Here is a 19,076-nt window from a genome sequence, read left to right on the forward strand (position 1 = left end):
ATTGTCTGCCTTTCACTTCCATAAAGCACATCATTTGAATAGCTTCCATAAACATTTGCCCTGTAGACAAATTTATTCGTTATGGGCTTGTAGTAACTAAGGTTCATGCTGTATTTATGGAACTGCGCCTTTGGCGTAGTATCTATCTTTCCGCTATCCCTTTCGGCATGAAATATTTTAAGCCCTCTCTCATATCCGAAAGAGCTTCCAAAAATTCCTCCAAAAAGTGAAGTAGTGGTATTAAGGCTCACTGTACCAACAGCAAGTTTTCTGTCAGACAATACAGACTTTTCAAGATAGCTCTGATTATGTCTTCTTCTAATTCCCAAATCAAGACCAATCTTGCTTTTCTGATTCCTGAACAATATTTTTTCTAAATCAGCAGACAATGTATGACTGTTTGAATACATATCGTATACTGTATTTGCCGAATAGAAGCTGCTTTCCTGAATACTTTTACTTGAATTAAGTTTTAAGGTGTAAGTCCTGAATTTCATTGTATATCCAAAATTAAACATGTCAAGCCGTCTTTTATATGGCAATGTGTCCCCTTTTAAAGGATCATAGCCAGCTGGCCCGATTGGCAAAATCTCCCCTGGCTGCAACTGCTCAATAGTCTTTTTCCAGCTTCTGTCGGGATCTTTTTTAGGAACTGTCATATATGTGAAATAGAAGTTGTCCCCAATTCCAAGAGGACTGTCAATATTAAGGTTAATACCTCTCCTCCATATTCCATTCTGCCTACTGTCCCCATAGTTGTTAGCTAAGATTCCGACAGTATATTTATTCTTTAATGTATTTTTTACTTCAATTCTTGAATAGTTAGCCTTTCTTCCAGGAAGAACTTCCATAGTCATATTGTTGGCATTAATTGAGTTAAAGTTGTCAGTTGCCGTGTCAATGTCCCTGATATTAAGGATTTTCCCTTTATTTTTAGAAAACATAAAAAATTCCTTATATTTATCAAGCCCATTGCCGGAATTAATCCTTATATCCTCAATTCTGCCGGCAACAATCTCCAAATTTAAAATCCCAGTGGTTAAATCATTATTCTTGTCAAAGTTTACAATAGATGTAGTATATCCTTTAGAAATTAGTTTATTTGTAAGATCTGTAAGAAGGTTTCTAATGTCATTGGAACTAAGTTCAAGATAGATATATTTTCCAATAATTCTATCCTTTTCTCTTTGAGATAACAGCTTATCATCATCTTTTAAATTAATCATTTTAATTAAAAATTTATTAGAATTGTTATTATCATTTTCAATTTCATTATTAATTTGTATCTGAGAATTATCAAATTTTGTATTCTCAAACTCTCTTTGCATTTTCTCCTGCTGCTGCTTGATTCTCTCCTGTTCAAGCTGTCTCTGCTGGATGTCAATAATTTTATTGGCTTCATTAACTGGAGCGGTAAAAGCAAGATTTGCAAGCAAAAACACACAAAAAATCATTATTTTTTTATATCCCAAAACTTACCTCCTTTTTAATAAAAGATTAAATCATACTAACATAAATTAAAAAAAAAGTCAAATTTGTATAAAAAAGTGTATTTAGAATTAATAATGAAGTTAGAATTTTAAGATAGGAATATTATTTAAAAAGATTCTCAGAAGAGCATAACGGGTTCAAATTCGTCATTAAAAAACTTTTTTGATTATTCCCCTTACCTAAAATGAAAAAATCGCCTAAAACTGATTTATGGGTAAATTTAGAAGTAATGTTATTTTTTCTAAATTTTTGAAAGTTATAGATGATGTTTTTTCATTCAGAAATTTTTATACAAATTCTTCGTTTTTTAAAAGGCACGCTTGTGTGTTTCCCTGTTAAACAGAAAACACTACCTGCATAAAATAAATTTTATGAGAAAGAATAACTGTATTCTTTAACAAAACAGTTAAAAAGTTTTATATGGATTTATGTTATTTTTTTCAGCTTGAAAGTTTTTGAAAAAACAGATTTTATTATTAATTAAAACATTACTTTTCTATCTCACATTGAATATCATTTCGCACGCGTGCGAAATGATAAGCAAATTCTAATATTCAAGCCCTCATATATGAGTTAAAGTACTTTTAAATTTTCAATAAGGAAGATTTAATGGATATACAGCTTAAAGACTAAAAAATATGAAATTTATTCTGATAAGCTTGTCAATGTATTTTAAAAATATATCTGAGAACGTCAGAAAGGGATTTAATTCATCGTAAAAAATTTTTTTGGTATGAAAGGTTGAATAAGAAGAAAAAATTGTTTAGGAAGGCTTATATTGAAAATTTAGATTTTTTTTATAAGGAACACTTACTTAAAATGTTTTAATTTTTATTTAAATGTTTCTTTGGTGTATTAAAAACGACATTTTACGAATATGGATTATTAAAATTTTGAATGTGCTAAAAATGAAGGGATTATTCATAAGGGTACTTTTTGTAACAATAAAAAATTTAAAAATCAATTCTTTTAAAAAAATATTTTAAAAGATTTTTATATCTTTTAAAATATTTTTTATCTTTTAGGTGTCCGCAAATGCCTATAAAAAAAGGATTTAGAGACTATTTAAAACAAGTTTTTACGACTTTAAAAACAAGCTTATTTTGAATTCTTGTCTTTATATAATATATATGATATAATAGTAAAAAGTTAAAAAGAGGTATGGTAATGAAAAATAAAATTGTAAAATATGATAATGATTTTAATACTGTAGGATTAAGAGGATTTACGGCTGAAGAACTTGACTTATTGATGACCATTCTTCATAGAGTAAGAAATAGGGAAATAGAAGAAATTAAGTTTTCTTATTATGATTTAAAGCAGTTAATAAAGTCTGAAAAAAAACCAACAATAGAACAATTTTCAAAATCAATAATGAATATTAATAAAAAATTATTAGCTCTTAATTTTACTCTTGTAGAAAACGATGAGATTATTCAATTTGCATTATTTAAAGAATTTAGAACGAGTTCTAAAAAACAGATTTTAACAGTTTCAGTTAGTGAGCGTTTTAAATTTTTATTAAATGATTTTGACCCTGGAAAGTGGACAAGATTTGAATTAGAAGAGTTTGTTGATTTAAAATCAAGTTATACGAAAGAATTTTATCGAAGAATGAAACAATTTAGAAGTACAGGCTTTTGGAAATGTGGCATTGAAGAATTTAGAAATTTACTTGATATTCCTGAAAAGTACAGGATTACTGATATAGATGCTTGGGTTTTAAAACCGATTCAAAAAGAATTAGGAGAAAAATACAACTTGAAAATTGAAAAAAAATATGGATTTTCTGGTGGACGAGGAAGAAGCAGAGTTACTGGATTTGAGTTTAAATTCTCCACTGAGAAAAAAGTAGATATTGTAGTAGATAATGAAGAAGAAGATAATCCAATTCCTTTGAGTAAACCTAGAAAACAAAAAAAGAAAGAAGAGATAAAAGTAGTTCCAGAAATAAAATCAAAAATAATTGAAGCTATCCCAAAACAAGAAAAAGAAAAAACTTTAAGAGAAAAAATAAAAGCAAAATTAGAAGATAACAATATGGAAATAGTAAAATTAAAAGCGATGTATGAAGGATTAAAAGGGAATGTTCAATTAAAAAAAATGACGGATCAATATCCAGGAAAAATTCAAAAAATAAAAGATATAAATATGCAATTAGAAGCAATTTTTGAAGCTGATGAGGAAAATCTTACACAAGAAATAATTGAATTAGCAGAGGAATTACTTGTTAGTAAAGTTTAGAAAAAAAGAAAAAAATTATTACTGTACCTCCAATTTCATATTCGAGATTGGAGGTATATTTTTTGTTTAAATTAACAAGAAAAGATAAAATATTATTTATTATTGTAGTTGTGATTTTATCTCCATTTTTTCAGTTTTTAATTGTCTGATTTTTCTTTGAAATTTTTTAATTTCTTTGTTTATTTCTTCAAGTCTTTTTGCATAATCTATTTCAACTTTTGATTTTAATTCTTTTATTATATTTGGAGCTTCTTTCGGATTATTTAAAATTTCTTCTATTTTTTCATCAGATAAATTTTCTGAGTTTTGATTAATATATTTTACAGTTCTTTTAGAACTTTTCAAGGCCATAGGATTTTCTCCATACTCCAAATATTGTTTATATTTCATAATAGAAATTGAAACCTGATCCTTAGACAAGCCCATACTTTTATACCATGCCATAAAAGAGCCATCTTTTTGTGTTTTAAATTTTTCCTGTGCTTCATATAAATATTTACACATTTCTTTTGTTCTATTTTGTATCAGATTCCAAGCCATATACAAATTATTTTCAATACTTCTTATTTCAGAAATAAAATTATCATCTGTTATTTCATAAGCTGAAAAATCAAAATTACTTTCATATTGTTTTATGCTTTCAATTGTTAATTCATCTATTTTCTTTAACGAGTCAAATCTTCCCATTGTAATACTCCTTTGAAATTTTTATAAAGATTGTATCATTTCGACCGCGGTCGAAATATAAAATTATTCTAATTCTTTTATCAGGTCATTTGCAATATTTCTATAATCTGTTGATGAAGGAGAGGACTTTTTATAATTTATAATATCAAGATTTTCTAACATTGCATTATTGATATTTGAGTCTTTTCTGACATAATTTTTTGATAAAATATTAGAATTAAGTCCTAAACCATTTGAATTAAAAAAATCTGTAAATTCTTTTAATGCATCAGCAAAAACTTTTGTTCGTTCTTCTACCTGTACGAAAAATACTTTTTTTAATTCTAATTTAGGATTATTTCTTTTACCAATGAAGTATATCTTTATAAGATCGTTTATTCCATTTGTGTCTATTAAGCTACATTTTGATGGTGCGACAATATAATCTGTTGCATTTAAAATACCCCTTACCGTGTTATTGATTGAACCTTCAGTATCAATAATGATATAGTCATAGTCCTGTTTCAGTTGTTCTGTTATATTTGAAAAAATATTAAAGATAGCTTGATTGTCAGAATAACTCGCAAAAAGCATTTCAAGTTGAAGTAATCTTTCATCAGAAATTATAACATCTACTTTATTTTTGCTTGTAATATATTTTGCTTTATCAAATTTCATTGTTTCGTAACATTCTTTTATTAAGTCAAAAATTGTATTATCATTTTTTAAATTAAGATAAGTTGAAACAGCATTTCTTGGGTCAGTATCTATTAATAATATCTTTTTTCCTTTCAAGCTCATTGCATAAGCAAGATTAACAGCTGTAACGGTTTTTCCAGCTCCGCCCTTAGGATTTAGTATGCTTATAACTTTCATAAAATACCTCCTTTAAAAATCTATTTATATTTTATATTTCGACCGCGGTCGAAATGTTAAAATTAGCAAATATGAAATAAAAAATTATACTTAATAATATTGTACTTTGACTTCCTTAAAACGTCAATAATAATTTTTGATTTTTTGTAAATTTTTTGTGTTTAAATAAATGTCTTTTTATGACTAAAAATTTATCAATAATGTTTGCTAAATTTTTTCAGATGAAGATGGCAGAAAAATGATTCAGTTTTGCGAAGTGGAACGCTCGCATTACGAACTCATTTTTTTGCCTGAAAAGCCCTCGGCGTTTGAGAGCTCGGCAGTAATTTTTGAAAAAAATGACAGGCGAGCCATTCATTTTTAATGAATGGAGGAGCTTTGCAAAGGGTTTCGCCCTCTTGCATTGCGACTGGCCGATGCAAAAATTGAGCAGTCCCAAAACTTACGATTTGCAAAAAAAATTATAAATAAGTATAATTAGAATAAATTGGAAAATGTAGAAACATTTTTTGATAAAAGGGGGAATAAAAATGGCTGAGATTTCAGCAATAAACAATTTCAAGAAATACAATTCTGGATCAGGCAGGAGCAGTATTAACAATGTAGTCAGGGAAGCATTCCGTGAACTGGAGAAGTTTAAGAACAATGTCAATCAGGAACTGACACAGTTTAACAAAATTCTTGTCAAGGATTTATCTGTCCTTGAACGGCAGTACTATGATACAGAAGTTGACAGCAGGAGCAGGGATGTGGTAAGCGTCGTTTCACAGGTGCAGACAGGAAATTTTGAAGCAAAGAATGGAGTGGATTTGACATATATGCTTTCCCTTGAAAAGTGGGAGCAGTATTACAAGGAAAATCTTGAGTTCTTAAATAAAAAATTTGGTAAAAATGCTCGTTGTGTATATGCAGTAATTCACTTCGATGAAAGCACGCCTCATCTGCAGTCGATGTGGACTTTTTTGGAAGAGAATAATCAGAAAGATGAGTATACGGTAAGTGATGTTAATCCAGCAAAAGTAAAATCAGCTTTGAGCAGTGCATTTTTAAGAAGAAATAGGGAGCTTGGATTAGTTGCCGGAACTGATGAGTATAAAAAGGCATTTGAGGAATTTAAGGTTCAAGAAAAGCCTAAAATTATTGAAAGACAACTGGCCAAACTGAACAAAAATAAGTCAGATAAAAAGTTTAAATTTGAGAGTGGAACTTCTCCATTTACTAAAGATTTTTACAGGACTTTCAATGAAGAATTTGTAAACGATTTCATGGTTAATAATGCTGCTGTTAATGAGTTAAAAAATAAGGTTAAGGTGTTTTCAAATGAAGGTGCGGAAGTTGTAGTCAGAAGGACTGAAAAAGTAAATTCTTCTGAAGATCTTGACAGGACAAAATTCGCTATGGAAAAGGAGAAAAAGGAGCTTGAAAGTAAGATTGGCAGCAATGATTATTCAAAAAATGAGTTTATGAAATATACAGAAATTCTTTCAAAAAGGGAAATTATTGATAAAAAGAAAAAAATTTCAAAGGAAGATTTCTTGAATGAATTTAAAAACTATGAAACAGATTTCAAGGCAAGAAAAAGTAATAAGGAAATTACGGATTTTAAGCGTATTTTCAATATAAAGAAGATAATCAAGGACAAATTAAATCAAAGACAGAATAACAAAAATTTCAAGAAAAATCTTAAAAAAGAAATAAAATTATTTGATGAAGTCTTTAAGAATGTAGATTTTGAAGCAATCAATAAAAAAATAGAAGATTATTCAAAAGGAGAAAAAGTTGAAGAGCTGATCAAGAACAGGGATAACCTTTATTTTGAGATTAAAACACTTGAAACTAAAGCGAGTAATCTAAAAAGTTCAATTAATTTTTTGGAAAAGGAACAAAACAGCAAAAATAATGAAATACGTAATCTTGATGAACAAATCTGGGAAAAGAAAATGGAAGCGGAAAAACCTTACGTCGTTTCAGAAAGGCGGAAACAGGAACTCATTAATGAAGCTCTTAACGAAGCGAGAAAACGTGGAGATACCTTGATGAGAAATATTAAGAAGGACGTAGAAAAGGAGGAAGCCAAGAATAATGCCATAAAGCAGGATATTTTAGATAAAGGACTTCAAATGGAACGAGAACTGCAAGAAATTAATAATAAACGTAGGCAGCTTAATGACATTTATGTAGATTTGGAAGAAAAGAAAAGACGTAGAAAAGCCGAACTTGAAAAGCTGGCCCAGCCAATTATACAAAAAGAAGTTGATGATCTGGTTCGTGAACATTTGAGATACTACGAAGTTATAGACAAGGATATTTTAAATTTTAAAGCAAATAACAAATCTGAATATGATAAGTTGTTTGGAGAAGCTCAAGCTAGAGCAGATGAGAAAATTAAGGGAGCTTATATTAGGCGAAAACATGATGCAGGCAGAAAATTTATTAATCAAATGACAAATTTGCTTCACCAGGATTCCAATGGGAAATTTTCCCTTTTAGAAATAGAAAAAACAGTAATAGCAGCCATTGAAAAAGTGACTGGTAATACTTATGGATGGTGGAGTAATTTTAAGAATAATCTGAATATTGAGCTGGAAAACACGATTAAGAATAGGAATGTTGTACGTAATCAAAGAAAAAGCGGTTCTCAATATGATAGAAGTTTATAATATTTAACAAAAAAAGGACTTCAAGTCCTTTTTTATTTGTAAAAATCTCTTTTTGTAATTTTTAAAACTCCTGTTCCACACATATTTCAATATTTCATTTTTTATAATAATACCTCTGTAATTGTTTTAACTATTCTTCCATATTCATATAAATAACGTATTTAGACATCTTTAATAAATCTCTGTCATTATCTCTAAAATACAACTTCATAGCTTCGCTGAATACATCAGCGTCGACTCTGTTCTTGTTTTTGATAATATCTAATATCGTTCTTTTCTTATCATAGCTAAAAATTTTTCTACCAAAAGGATTTGTTATACTTGTCCTACCAATGTTATAATAATCTTTTTTGTTGTATTTAAAAATAATATTGTCCCTTGTTGATTTAACTCTGCTCACATTATCTCCGACTGGAACAGTCATTACATAAATGAGTGGCATTCTAGTAGATAACCCTTGCAAGTAAGTTGCTGTTTCATGGGAAAAATCAATGCAGTATATATTCAAATTTTCCTGAGTAATCTATGGAGCAAATCAAATTTTTGCTAAAAAAGGTATTGAAACTTTTAACATGCGGATAGAAAAAATAGGGATTGACAGAAATAGTGCGAACATTGCCATAAGAAAATACAAGTTATATCTTGAAACAGAAAATTCCATTGAAAAATTAAAAAAAAATAGAAATATAAAAAAGCTTGCAATTTTAAAAAATGTATGGTATATTTAATTTAATAAATTAAATATTGAACGAAAGAAGGTTTTAAAATGAGAAAAAAGAAAACAGTAACAGATCATATTTTGGAAGCTAATAGATCAATAATGGCAGCACAAGAAGAATTAAGAAAAGAAGTTGAAAAACAAGGAAAAATAATAGATAGCCATTCAAAAGAAATAGCAGAATTACAAGATAAAGTAATAGAAATGAGAGATAATGCTATTGTTTTGGAATTAAGACATTTGCCAGGTAAAGCAGTAGCTGAAAAATATAATCTAACTCCAGGAAGAATATCTCAAATAAAAAAAGAAAAAAAGAACTAATTTACTGCAATTCATCTTTTACAAAAATATTTGAAATTACATTGTAATTTAGACATAATTTTATTTTTTATTGTAAATTTTCTATTAAATTTTCTTATGTATATATTGATTAATTTATAGTTTTTAAGTATAAAATATGATAAATAACTTAAAATCCATAGGATAATAGTTAAATTTTTACAAAAGATGAATTGCAACTAATTTAAAAAGTCCTTGACATTTTTATTGAAATAATGTATTATTACAACAAGTGAACGTGAGCAACTTAGAGGGGAGCTCACAAAGTCTTACTTGTCTAATAAAGAAGTAAGACTTTTTTTTTTAGAAAAGGAGTGTTATTGATGAGCAGACCATTTCATACATATGAAGAGCAATTGGAAAAGCTTAAAAGCCGTAGGTTAATAATTGATAATGATGAAGAAGTTATAAAAATTTTGAAGAGGAAAAACTATTATGATATTATAAATGGGTATAAAGATTATTTTATAGATATACCAGCTACAACAGCAGCTGGTGATGATGTGTATAAAGAAGGGACAAATTTTAAGGATATTGATCTTTTGTATGAATTTGATGCAGAAATTCGTTCTATTATTTTAAAGAATATTTTAAAACTTGAAAATATTATCAAAACAAAAATTTCTTATGTTTTTTCAAAGGAAAAAACACAGGAATTTAATTATTTAAATATCAATAATTACGATGAAACTAAAAAAGAAAATGCGACAAGAGTAATTGCTGAAATATCAAATGTTATAAGAAATTGTATGTCTCAAAATTATACTGGTGGAAGGCAAATATCTCATTATTTGGATATACATAGAAATTTGCCATTATGGGTGCTCGCAAAACAATTAACTTTTGGTAATATATCATATTTTTACTCTTCCATAGAAGAAAGTTTGCAAAAAGAAATATGTGAAGAAATAGCAATTGAATATAAAAAGGAATATGATAAAACTATTATTGTAGATGAAAAGAATATGAAAAAAATACTGAGATTTATAAATAGTATTAGAAATATATGTGCCCATAATGAAAGACTGTACAATATTACAGTAAGAATAAACAGAAATAGAATACATAGGATAACACATCCTCATATAGATTTTACTTTTCGTTCAAAATTATTTGATGTTTTAATAATTTTGAAGTTATTTATTACAAGAAAAGAGTTTCAAATATTAGCGAAGGAAATAAGTAATGAGATAAAAAAATTAGGATCAAATTATTCTACAAAAGTATTTGGCGATATATTAAACCAAACGGGAATTCCAATAAAATGGAAGAGAATTATAGGAGATTTATTGGAATGGGAAGAAATTGATTCAAAGGAAGAAAATGAGAAAATAGAAAAATTTATTTATATCAAACATGGAGATGAAATTGACAGCTTAGCAACTATATCAAAAATAGAAGAAATTTATTTAAAACAGGAAAAGGATTTGACTTTAAAAATAGCGTATGGTATGAAATTAATAGGTTATGTATTTAAGTTGAACATGAAAAAGGTTACCATTGAAAATAAAAAAATAACAGAAGAAGATAAAGATTATATAGAAATTTTATATGAAGAAAAAGAAGTTGATAAATTTGAAGAAGAAAATAATTTTAAAGGCGAGATAATAAAAATATTGAATAAAAAATGAAATAGGAGCGAAATCTCCTATTTTTTATAAATAAAAAAAGAGAGGGTCTCATAAGTCAAAAATAATTTTATTAGGGCGTGTCTGAAAACTATCAGAATGATGAATTTTTAACAAATTTTTCCAAAATCAAAAATAATAAACACTGATTTTATCACGATTTGTATAATTTATAAAATTAAAAAAAACATTAAAAATGACATAGATTTCGAGTTTTCAGACACGCCCTAATAAATTTAGAACTTATAAAGGAAGAATATCCACCTATAGATATCAAGTTTACTGATCGAATGAGATATAGCTTTTGATGAATATTATATAAAGCGCAATATATCGGCAATGTCAGATATGTTTGCTAGATATTTAAATCGGAGACTAGATTTATATTTATCTATATTTAGATAAGTAAGAATTAAAAAATTATAATTGAATTTTTTAATAACAAACTAAATTTTTCAATCTACTATTAAATATTTGAAAATAAGAAGACTTATTTATCTACTAAAATAGATGTTTTAATGCACACTTAAAACTATACTGAATTTAAGTGTATAATAAGCCAAATGATGTACACTAAATTAAAATATATTTTAGTATACATTTTTGTAAAGGAGTTGTCTAAATGAAATTTGGATATGCAAGAGTAAGCACGGCAAAGCAGGATTTGACAAGGCAGATAGCATCGCTTGAAAATACTGGCTGCGATGAAGTTTATTGTGATATACAGAGCGGAAAAAATATGAAGAGGGCTGAACTGCAGAAAATTTTATCAAAAATTCGGGAAAATGATACGTTTGTTGTTACAGACATTGACAGGCTTGGGCGTAATTTTACGGAAGTTACTGAGCTTTATACAAAACTTAAAGATATGAAAGTTAATATTGTTGTAATTAATCAGGAACTTTTAAATCATAATGTGAATAACAAGAAAGATGAAATTGTAAATGTTGTTGTGATTCCGCTTCTGATATATTTGGCTGAAAGAGAACGAAGTACTTTGATTGAAAGAATAAATGACGGAATTAAAAATATGCCGCTTGGAAAATCAGGGAAAAGATACAGCAGGAAAACTGGAAATGTAATTGGACGGCCAGTCAAAGTTTTAAATCTTTCAAAAGAGGAACAGCATATGTTAAAACGAGTACGGAATAAGGAAATAAGCGTAAAAAGTTTTTGTAGATTTATGCAAATAAGTAGATCTTCGTATTATAAATATTACAAGAACAGTTATCTTGATTAAAAACTAAAATGAAAGGAATTTCAATTATGACTGATGAATTTTTTGAAGATGAAAATGTAAATGATGAGGAAAATAATCTTGAATATGATAGAGATATTTTTGATATTGAAATTGAATTTGATGACGAAGTAATTAAAAGAATTGAAAGAACTGAAACAACTAGAGAGTTTGAAAAGTTGATTGAAAGTGAGGAGTAACTATTAAAACAGAGTAACAAATTTTTAGACTTAAATTTTAATTTACAACCAAAATTATTACTGTTAAATCATTGCTTTTTTTTAGTCAAAATGTTAAGAATTCTTGAAAACAAAGTGAAGACTATGATATAATTTAGTTATTGCCTTGTTGCTTAAGAATCAAGGGGGTGCAAATCTATTTTAGGGAGGCATTTCAGAGGCAGAGGGTGCAGAGCTATAAATCGGGGGAGTGTATAATAGAAATCAAAAATGTCATTTTTGCTACAACGAATAGTTGTAAAAGATAAGGAGGAACAAATAGATGGATTATAATTTGGGTTCATTAGTTCTATCAGCAGTCGCCATTTTAATTACAATATGGGTGACTATATGGGGGAAAAAATCAGATCAAGCAAAACAAAATATTCAATTGATTGAGCAGTTTTTTTCATCGGACTTCTTTAAAAATGTACGGAGCATTTTTTGGGAGATAGATGTGAAATGGTTTAATCTTCCAGATGAAAAGAGGGAAGCATATCGAAAAGAAGTCGTTCTGGGTTGGGTAGGTTATCTGAATGGTTCATCGAATGATATACTTAACCATGAAGTCGCTAAAGATAGAATTGAGATAGATCATCACTTGGATGAAGTGAAAATAGATTATCTCACAGAACACCAAGCGTTAAGCGTGTATATTGGTTTTTGGATAAAATTGTACACTTACTATGAAACAGGGGAAATCTCAAAAAAAGCACTGAGAATATGGAAACAGTATTATGAATATGATCGTTGCTTCCTCAAAGACTTAAGAAGAGAGATATTACGAATCTCAGTATCGATGCAAAATTCTGAAAAACCACAGTGGATTGTTATAACTGAAAAATTGGAGAAGACATGGGGTATTGAATAGAGGATTTTACTCATTTATATTACCCTTACGGTTTACTTCTATTTTGTAGATTATATATCTAAAATGGTTCTTTGTTAACTATTGGGGTGGGTTGTATAAGCCATATATGATAAAGTCCTAGTATACCACAAATAAAAAAGTCCCATTTATGGTAGAATAATACTTTATACATTCTACCAGACAGGAGGAACTGACTTATCAGAAAGGTTATTTTATCAATGGATGAACTGTTGTGGTCAAACATTTTTGTAACAATATAACCTAATTTGCTGCTATAGGGCAATTAAGCCCCATAGCGTGCCTCAAAGGGCGTTCTATAATTATTGTAAGAATGTGGTCTCACATGATTATATTGAGTATATGCAAATTCTTCTATAGCTTTGTAAAGATCCTTCTCTGTGTGATAGTTGTGCAGGTTAATTAGCTCATTTTTTAAAGTATCATAGATTGTATAATATATTGCGACAAAATTAGAAAATGTAAAAACTCATGATAATTTCGTGTTAAAATGTTAGTAACCACAAAAACATTAACGAAAGGAAATATATCATGAGCCATAAATATTTTACCATAAATGAAAGAATTAAACTAGAGGTTCTGTTAAAGGAAAATTACAAAATTTCTGAAATTGCTAAAATCCTTAATAGACACAGGGCTACCATTTACCGTGAGATAAAGAGAATTAATGGTGAATACTCTTCTGAAAATGCTCAGGCAGATGCCAATGCAAAAGCTGCTAATAAAGGAAGAAATTCAAAGATAACCTCCGAACTGAAAAATCTGATAGAAGACAGGCTCTGCAAAACCTGGTCACCTGAACAGATTATTGGGAGGGAATTAAAAGGAATCCTGTCCTTTAAAACTATCTATAACTGGCTGTACAGCAATTTTCTGGATGTTTCCCTGAATGTTTTAAGAAGAAAGGGAAGGAGAGCTAAAATTAAAGAGACGAGAGGAAAATTTAATATTGGAAAAACAATTGAAGAAAGGCCGTCTGAAGTAAGTACAAAGGAAGTTTTTGGGCATTGGGAAGTGGATTCTGTAGTTTCATCAAGAGGGGAAAGCAAAGCCTGTTTTGCAACATTTGTGGAGTTAAAGACACGGTTTTATGTAGCAATGAAGCTGGAAGACAGAAGTAAAAGTTCAATGCTTGAAGCAATAAAGTAGCTGACAACCAGTATTCCCAAAGGAGCATTTAAGACTTTTACATCAGACAGAGGAAAGGAATTTTCATGCTGGGAATAGATTTCTATTTTGCAGATCCGTACTGCTCTTGGCAGAGAGGCTGTAACGAAAACAGCAATGGTCTTCTGAGAGAATTTTACCCTAAGAAGACCGATATATCAAAAATAGAGACGGAAGACCTGATAAAGAACTTAATGCTAATAAATTCAAGACCAAGAAAATGTTTAAACTACGCAACACCATTTGAAAAATTTTTACACGAAATTAGTTTTTAAAAAAAATTTATTAAAATGTCGCAATTAATATTGCAATTTATGTTATAAAAAAGATATACTGTATTCAAATATAAAAAATTTAGTAATTAGAAAAAATGATGGATATTCATTCATTATTTGTGATGTAAAAAATATTTGTGAAATAGAAAATTACATATTAAAAAAGATGAACTATTATGAACTTAAAAAAAAAACATATATATATATAAGATATTCCTTGTTTGATTCATTTGCATATACATTAATTGTTATTTTTTCTATATTATATATATTAAATTTAAGTCTTTCAAATATTCTATTGAAATATCTAGTATATTATTTGATATTTATAAATATAAAATTTTTTAAAAAGAAATTTTATATGAATAAGATTAATTGTAGTATAATAAAAATAAGTGATAAAAAAAATAGATGTTATGTTTTTGAAGGATATAATGAAACAGAAAAAGAAATAAAGATAAATTATGGTTTAAAAATAAATTTTAATTACTATTATTTATCATTTTATATGTTTCCAATAAAATACAAAAAAGTTAAATAAATAATGGAGTGTTTCCAAAATTTTGGATTATTAAAAATTAAATCAATATTCTATTTTTAAATATTTTTTAAATAATCGTTGTTGTAAAAGACAGCGGTTATTTTTTTCTACATCGTATATAATCTGAATATTTAAAACAACTTTTTACCCATTAATTTTCTAAATTAGTTTCTTTTTATTATACCGTTTTTATATATTATCTTTTTATATTACCTTTTTACCTCCTCGCAAACACTTATAGTTACTGACTTTGAAGATATTAAAAAACAAGTTTTTCAGTAAATAAAGACAAGTAAATCAGTAGATTTAAAACTAGAAAATCAGTAAATAAAAACTAGGTTTTCAGTAGAGTTTAAACAAGTACTTGTTATTATATTTAATTAATGGTAAAATAAGAAAAAAGGAGAAAATTTTTTATGCGATACGGATATGCAAGAGTCAGTACAAGAGAACAAGACGAAACAAGGCAGATTAAAACATTGAAAAATAAAGGAGTTCAAGAGATTATTATTGAAAAAGCGTCAGGAAAAAATTTTATCGACAGACAAGAATGGCAAAAATTAATGTCAAAGGTGGTTGTCGATGATGTTATAGTTGTTAAAAGTTTAGATAGACTTGGACGGAATAATGCGGAAATCAAGGAAACTTTTGAACTTTTATCAAAGAAACAAGTTTATTTGGAATTTATAGATAATGACATTTTAAATACTAGAAAACCTGTTACAGAAACTGATAAATTAAGCCAAAAACTCGTGCAGCCTATCATTCTACATTTATTAGGATATTTTGCGGAACGTGAAAGGGAATTGATTAAAGAACGTCAAACTGAAGCCTATACACAATTGGAAGTTGATAGTAAAGGTAGAAAGTTGAGCAACAAAAAAATTAATAAAGACGGAAGCAAAAAAATTTGCGGACGGCCAAACAAGGTGGAAAATTTAACAAAGAAACAAAAAGATATTATAAACAGGTGGATTTTAAAAGCAATTAAAACATCGGAAGCAGTCCAATTAACTGGATTAAGCCGTTCGACACTTTTTAGAGTAAAAAAAACGTTTTGTGAGTAGGAAAATACTTTATAAAACTGCATAAATTTGTGTTTTAAAGAGATTTAAGAGGGTATTTTGCATTAAGCTACAAAGTTCCGTACGATTGAAAAAATTTCAAAAAGGTGTTAAAATAATTTTAGAAAAAGAAAACAAATGGGTCTTAGCACCTGAGTTAAAAAAAGGAGTAGTTGTTTCTGCTCCTTTTTACTTTTGGAAAATGATGTTATAATTGAAAATATAAGTATCTTGATTAAAAACTAAAATGAAAGGAATTTTAATTATGACTGATGGATTTTTTGAAGATAAAAACATAGATGATGAGGAAAATAATCTTGAATATGATAGAGATATTTTTGATATTGAAATTGAATTTGATGATGAAGTTGTTAAGAGAATTGAACGAACTGAAACAACTAGAGAGTTTGAAAAGTTGATTGAAAGTGAGGAGTAATTATTAAAACTGAATAACAATTTTTGAATTTTTATGGTTAAAATTATTTGCACAAATTGTAAATTTTTTTAGAAAAAATACTATACTTTTTCTAAAATATCGTAAAATAAAAAGCATAATTATATAAAAAAGAAGAATTTTTAGTTCTCTTTTTTTGTTATTTTTAAAAGAAAATTTTTGTCTATAGATGTAATTATGATTAAAAATTTTTATTTGCAATTTCTTAAAAATTCAGGTGTATTTTTTTGAAAAATTTGGAATTATTTTTGCTGTTTTGTAAAAAATTTAATTAAAAAAATGTCATATTTAAAGTTCAATAATACATAAAAATTTATCTTTAAAAATTGTCTTTATGAAGATTTTTTTTGCACAAAATTTGTAGAAATTTATGCAAAATATGATCTTTAAATTTAAGAATTGTAACTTTATTTTTACGAATGAAATGAGTTTTTGAGTGCAAACGAAAGCCACTTTTTCAAAATTTTATGTGCTGAAAAAATCACGATAAGTTTCTAAAATTTTTTAATTTTCGAGAAACTGGTAAGCGTGCTTTCCAAAAATTCAAATTTTGGAAAGTTTATTGTGAAAAATTTTTATAAAAAAAGGACTTGATTTTTTGAAAAAAATGGGGTAATATTTGATTAGCGTAGAAAATGAGAGCCCAGTTTTTGGAAGTGGATGGGCAGTTTGAGAAATTTTACTTCAACTCATTTTAAAATATCAAAAGAAAATTTAATTGAATAAAAAATAAAATATTTGAGCTTATGTACAGATTTTCTTCTAAAAAGTTTGCACAAGTTCTTTTTTTGTTTAAAAAAATATATCAGAAAAATCAGGATAAAATTTTTTAAAATTACAAAATAAAATTGATGATTATAAAAATTAAAGTCCATATTGCGTCATATTAAGCCCGTAGCGTTCGTTAAATTGTTTTTTGGTATTTAAAACTTGCCTGATGCAATTTTTTTTGTTATGGGGCTAATATGGGCTTATTTTAGTTCTATATTGTAAATTAGATTTTCAACTGAAAAATAGTTCTATGTTTTTGATGATAACAGATGAATTTGAAACAAAAAATTATTGACAAAAATTTAAAAAGTAGTATAATGGTATTACCAAAAAAAATAAAATATAAGGAGTGAGTGTTATGGCTTCTATAAGTTTAAAAGTGTCTGATATGGAAAAAAAATTTTTGCAAAGTATGGCACAATTTGAAGGAGTTACATTGTCAGAGTTAATAAAATCAAAAGTGTTTGACTCACTAGAAGATGAATATGATGCCAAAATAGCAGATTTAAGATTATCAGAATATGAAAACTATTTGAAAAATGGAGGAGAAGTTTTAAAATGGGAAGAATTGTAAAATATAAAATAATCCCAACTCCACATTTCGTAAAAGATTTTAGCAAACTAGATGAATTTGTAAAAAAGAGAATAAAAATTTATTTAGAAAATATTGCAAAAGATCCACGCAGTAAAGGAAAAATGTTGAAAGCAAATAGAAAAGGACAATGGAGATACAGAATAGGAGATTACAGAGTTATTGTAAATATTCAAGATGAAAATTTAGTAGTATTAGCATTAGAAGTAGGGCATAGAAAAAATATTTATAATAGTTGATACTGAGGCTATTTTATAAAGTTAATTTTATGAAATAGCCTTTTTTGTTATTAACTTTTCGTATTAAAAAGTACCAAAGTAATAAAAAATTGTAATCTAAATAAATACAAGTATTTATCATTTTTGAATTTTTTATATCACATATTTCCTAAATCAATTTTCAAAATGTTCCATGCTGTTAAAGTTAAAATTCTGTTCATAAAAATCATCAACATTCTGAATTTTAACAACTACCATTCCATTCTTCTGTTCATTTATTGACTTTATTGTCAAGATGTTAAACATTCCAGTTACTCCATCCATCATTCTGACTTTTCTATGAATGAAAAAGTCGGCAGGTGTCTTTATTTCTTTTTTCTCTTCTTTGATTTCTTTTCTGGACTGTGGTTCTTCTTTCAGGAATGTAAAAATGAAGCCTGATACAGCAGGACGTCCTCTTCCTTTTGTGTTATATGTTTTCTGAATTTTTAATCCATACTTTTCTTTAAGTTCTTTTTGTATTGGTTTCAAGACTTTTACATCAATATCGCACATCCGGTAATTTACAGGAATATCCATTAATCTTTTGAACTCATCTAAATTAACACTCCAAAAGCCTGTACTTCTGAACTGTTTCATTCTTCTGTAAAACTCTTTGGTGTAGCTTGACTTTAATCTGACAAACTCTTCTAGTTCAAAACGAGTAAATAACCCATCTGTTATCGCATTTAACACCCAAGAATATTTTTTATTAACTCCCACTTTGACAGTTTTATTTTTCTTATCTATTGTATATTCTGTAAACAGTACAAACCTAACAATTTCATCTTCAGTTTCCCAGCCATAAACACATTTTATCAATTTATTATACATTGATTTTAATTCTTTATGAAATGTTTCAATGCTATTTGAAGTTTCATACTGAATTAAATTTTTTAAATAATCAAAAGAAAATGTAACTTCTTCTTCCTTATTCCTCATTCTACTAATTATTGCAATAAATAAATCAAGTTCTTTTGATTTAAAAT

General features: G+C 27.4%; 17 protein-coding genes and 2 pseudogenes. 13 read left to right on the plus strand and 6 right to left on the minus strand.

Translation table 11 applies throughout. The annotated features are described in order from the left end of the window. The coding region (locus K324_RS14475; RefSeq protein WP_211231552.1) for a ShlB/FhaC/HecB family hemolysin secretion/activation protein at positions 1-1,472 on the minus strand (1,472 nt) is incomplete at its 3' end. Between the two features lie 1,186 nt (positions 1,473-2,658). Here K324_RS14475 and K324_RS14480 point away from each other — a divergent pair. After that, on the plus strand, positions 2,659-3,735 hold the full coding sequence (locus tag K324_RS14480) for a replication initiation protein (protein ID WP_036095308.1): 1,077 nt from the start codon (positions 2,659-2,661) through the stop codon (positions 3,733-3,735). Positions 3,736-3,834: 99 nt separating this feature from the next. Here the strand turns inward: K324_RS14480 and K324_RS14485 are convergent, their stop codons facing one another. Both K324_RS14485 and K324_RS0107220 read right to left on the minus strand, forming a co-directional pair. Then, on the minus strand, positions 3,835-4,422 hold the full coding sequence (locus tag K324_RS14485; protein WP_036095309.1) for a hypothetical protein: 588 nt from the start codon (positions 4,420-4,422) through the stop codon (positions 3,835-3,837). Between the two features lie 63 nt (positions 4,423-4,485). Next, complete coding sequence (locus K324_RS0107220; RefSeq protein WP_026748574.1) at positions 4,486-5,277, minus strand: ParA family protein; 792 nt, start codon at positions 5,275-5,277, stop codon at positions 4,486-4,488. Between the two features lie 530 nt (positions 5,278-5,807). Between K324_RS0107220 and K324_RS0107225 the strand changes: the two genes are divergently transcribed. Further along, positions 5,808-7,937, plus strand: a complete 2,130-nt coding sequence (locus K324_RS0107225; RefSeq protein WP_026748575.1) for a plasmid recombination protein — start codon at positions 5,808-5,810, stop codon at positions 7,935-7,937. A 130-nt stretch (positions 7,938-8,067) separates the two neighbouring features. Here the strand turns inward: K324_RS0107225 and K324_RS14490 are convergent, their stop codons facing one another. Then, a complete protein-coding gene (locus K324_RS14490; RefSeq protein ID WP_197738420.1) occupies positions 8,068-8,445 on the minus strand; it encodes a type IV toxin-antitoxin system AbiEi family antitoxin domain-containing protein in 378 nt (125 codons plus the stop codon). 64 nt (positions 8,446-8,509) lie between these two features. On the opposite strand from K324_RS14490, the gene K324_RS15770 reads away from it, so the two are divergent. The 6 genes from K324_RS15770 to K324_RS0107260 all read left to right on the plus strand — a co-directional run bounded on the left by K324_RS15770 (position 8,510) and on the right by K324_RS0107260 (position 12,948). After that, positions 8,510-8,665 (plus strand): hypothetical protein, encoded by a 156-nt coding sequence (locus K324_RS15770; protein ID WP_155283116.1) that lies wholly within the window; start codon positions 8,510-8,512, stop codon positions 8,663-8,665. 38 nt (positions 8,666-8,703) lie between these two features. Continuing rightward, positions 8,704-8,976: a hypothetical protein gene (locus K324_RS0107240; protein ID WP_026745114.1), complete on the plus strand. Its 273-nt coding sequence runs from the start codon at positions 8,704-8,706 to the stop codon at positions 8,974-8,976. A gap of 341 nt (positions 8,977-9,317) precedes the next feature. Further along, complete coding sequence (locus K324_RS14500; RefSeq protein ID WP_051354414.1) at positions 9,318-10,625, plus strand: Abi family protein; 1,308 nt, start codon at positions 9,318-9,320, stop codon at positions 10,623-10,625. A 619-nt stretch (positions 10,626-11,244) separates the two neighbouring features. Continuing rightward, complete coding sequence (locus K324_RS0107250; protein ID WP_026748576.1) at positions 11,245-11,862, plus strand: recombinase family protein; 618 nt, start codon at positions 11,245-11,247, stop codon at positions 11,860-11,862. Positions 11,863-11,888: 26 nt separating this feature from the next. Beyond that, positions 11,889-12,059 carry a hypothetical protein gene (locus K324_RS15775; protein WP_169720571.1) on the plus strand — a complete coding sequence of 57 codons (171 nt, stop codon included), beginning with the start codon at positions 11,889-11,891 and terminating at the stop codon, positions 12,057-12,059. 301 nt (positions 12,060-12,360) lie between these two features. Further along, positions 12,361-12,948, plus strand: coding sequence for a hypothetical protein (locus tag K324_RS0107260; RefSeq protein ID WP_026748577.1), 588 nt, complete (start codon positions 12,361-12,363; stop codon positions 12,946-12,948). A 283-nt stretch (positions 12,949-13,231) separates the two neighbouring features. Here K324_RS0107260 and K324_RS15545 read toward each other — a convergent pair. Continuing rightward, positions 13,232-13,393, minus strand: a pseudogene (locus K324_RS15545) (integrase core domain-containing protein); the annotation flags it as partial. A gap of 104 nt (positions 13,394-13,497) precedes the next feature. Here K324_RS15545 and K324_RS14505 point away from each other — a divergent pair. The 5 genes and pseudogenes from K324_RS14505 to K324_RS0107295 all read left to right on the plus strand — a co-directional run bounded on the left by K324_RS14505 (position 13,498) and on the right by K324_RS0107295 (position 18,069). Further along, positions 13,498-14,408, plus strand: a pseudogene (locus K324_RS14505) (IS30 family transposase). Positions 14,409-15,365: 957 nt separating this feature from the next. Beyond that, positions 15,366-16,016: a recombinase family protein gene (locus K324_RS0107275; RefSeq protein WP_026748579.1), complete on the plus strand. Its 651-nt coding sequence runs from the start codon at positions 15,366-15,368 to the stop codon at positions 16,014-16,016. 262 nt (positions 16,017-16,278) lie between these two features. Next, the gene (locus K324_RS15780) at positions 16,279-16,449 is read left to right on the plus strand and encodes a hypothetical protein (RefSeq protein WP_169720572.1); all 171 of its coding nucleotides are present in this window, start codon (positions 16,279-16,281) and stop codon (positions 16,447-16,449) included. Between the two features lie 1,147 nt (positions 16,450-17,596). Further along, a complete protein-coding gene (gene relB, locus K324_RS0107290) occupies positions 17,597-17,812 on the plus strand; it encodes a type II toxin-antitoxin system RelB family antitoxin (protein WP_026748580.1) in 216 nt (71 codons plus the stop codon). Next, complete coding sequence (locus K324_RS0107295) at positions 17,797-18,069, plus strand: type II toxin-antitoxin system RelE family toxin (RefSeq protein ID WP_026748581.1); 273 nt, start codon at positions 17,797-17,799, stop codon at positions 18,067-18,069. The genes relB and K324_RS0107295 overlap by 16 nt, the downstream gene beginning before the upstream one ends. Before the next feature lie 153 nt (positions 18,070-18,222). On the opposite strand, the gene K324_RS14510 is transcribed toward K324_RS0107295, so the two are convergent. After that, a partial coding sequence (locus K324_RS14510; RefSeq protein WP_036095311.1) for a replication initiation protein occupies positions 18,223-19,076 on the minus strand: 854 nt, incomplete at its 5' end.

This window comes from Leptotrichia trevisanii DSM 22070 (assembly GCF_000482505.1).
Lineage (GTDB): Bacteria > Fusobacteriota > Fusobacteriia > Fusobacteriales > Leptotrichiaceae > Leptotrichia > Leptotrichia trevisanii.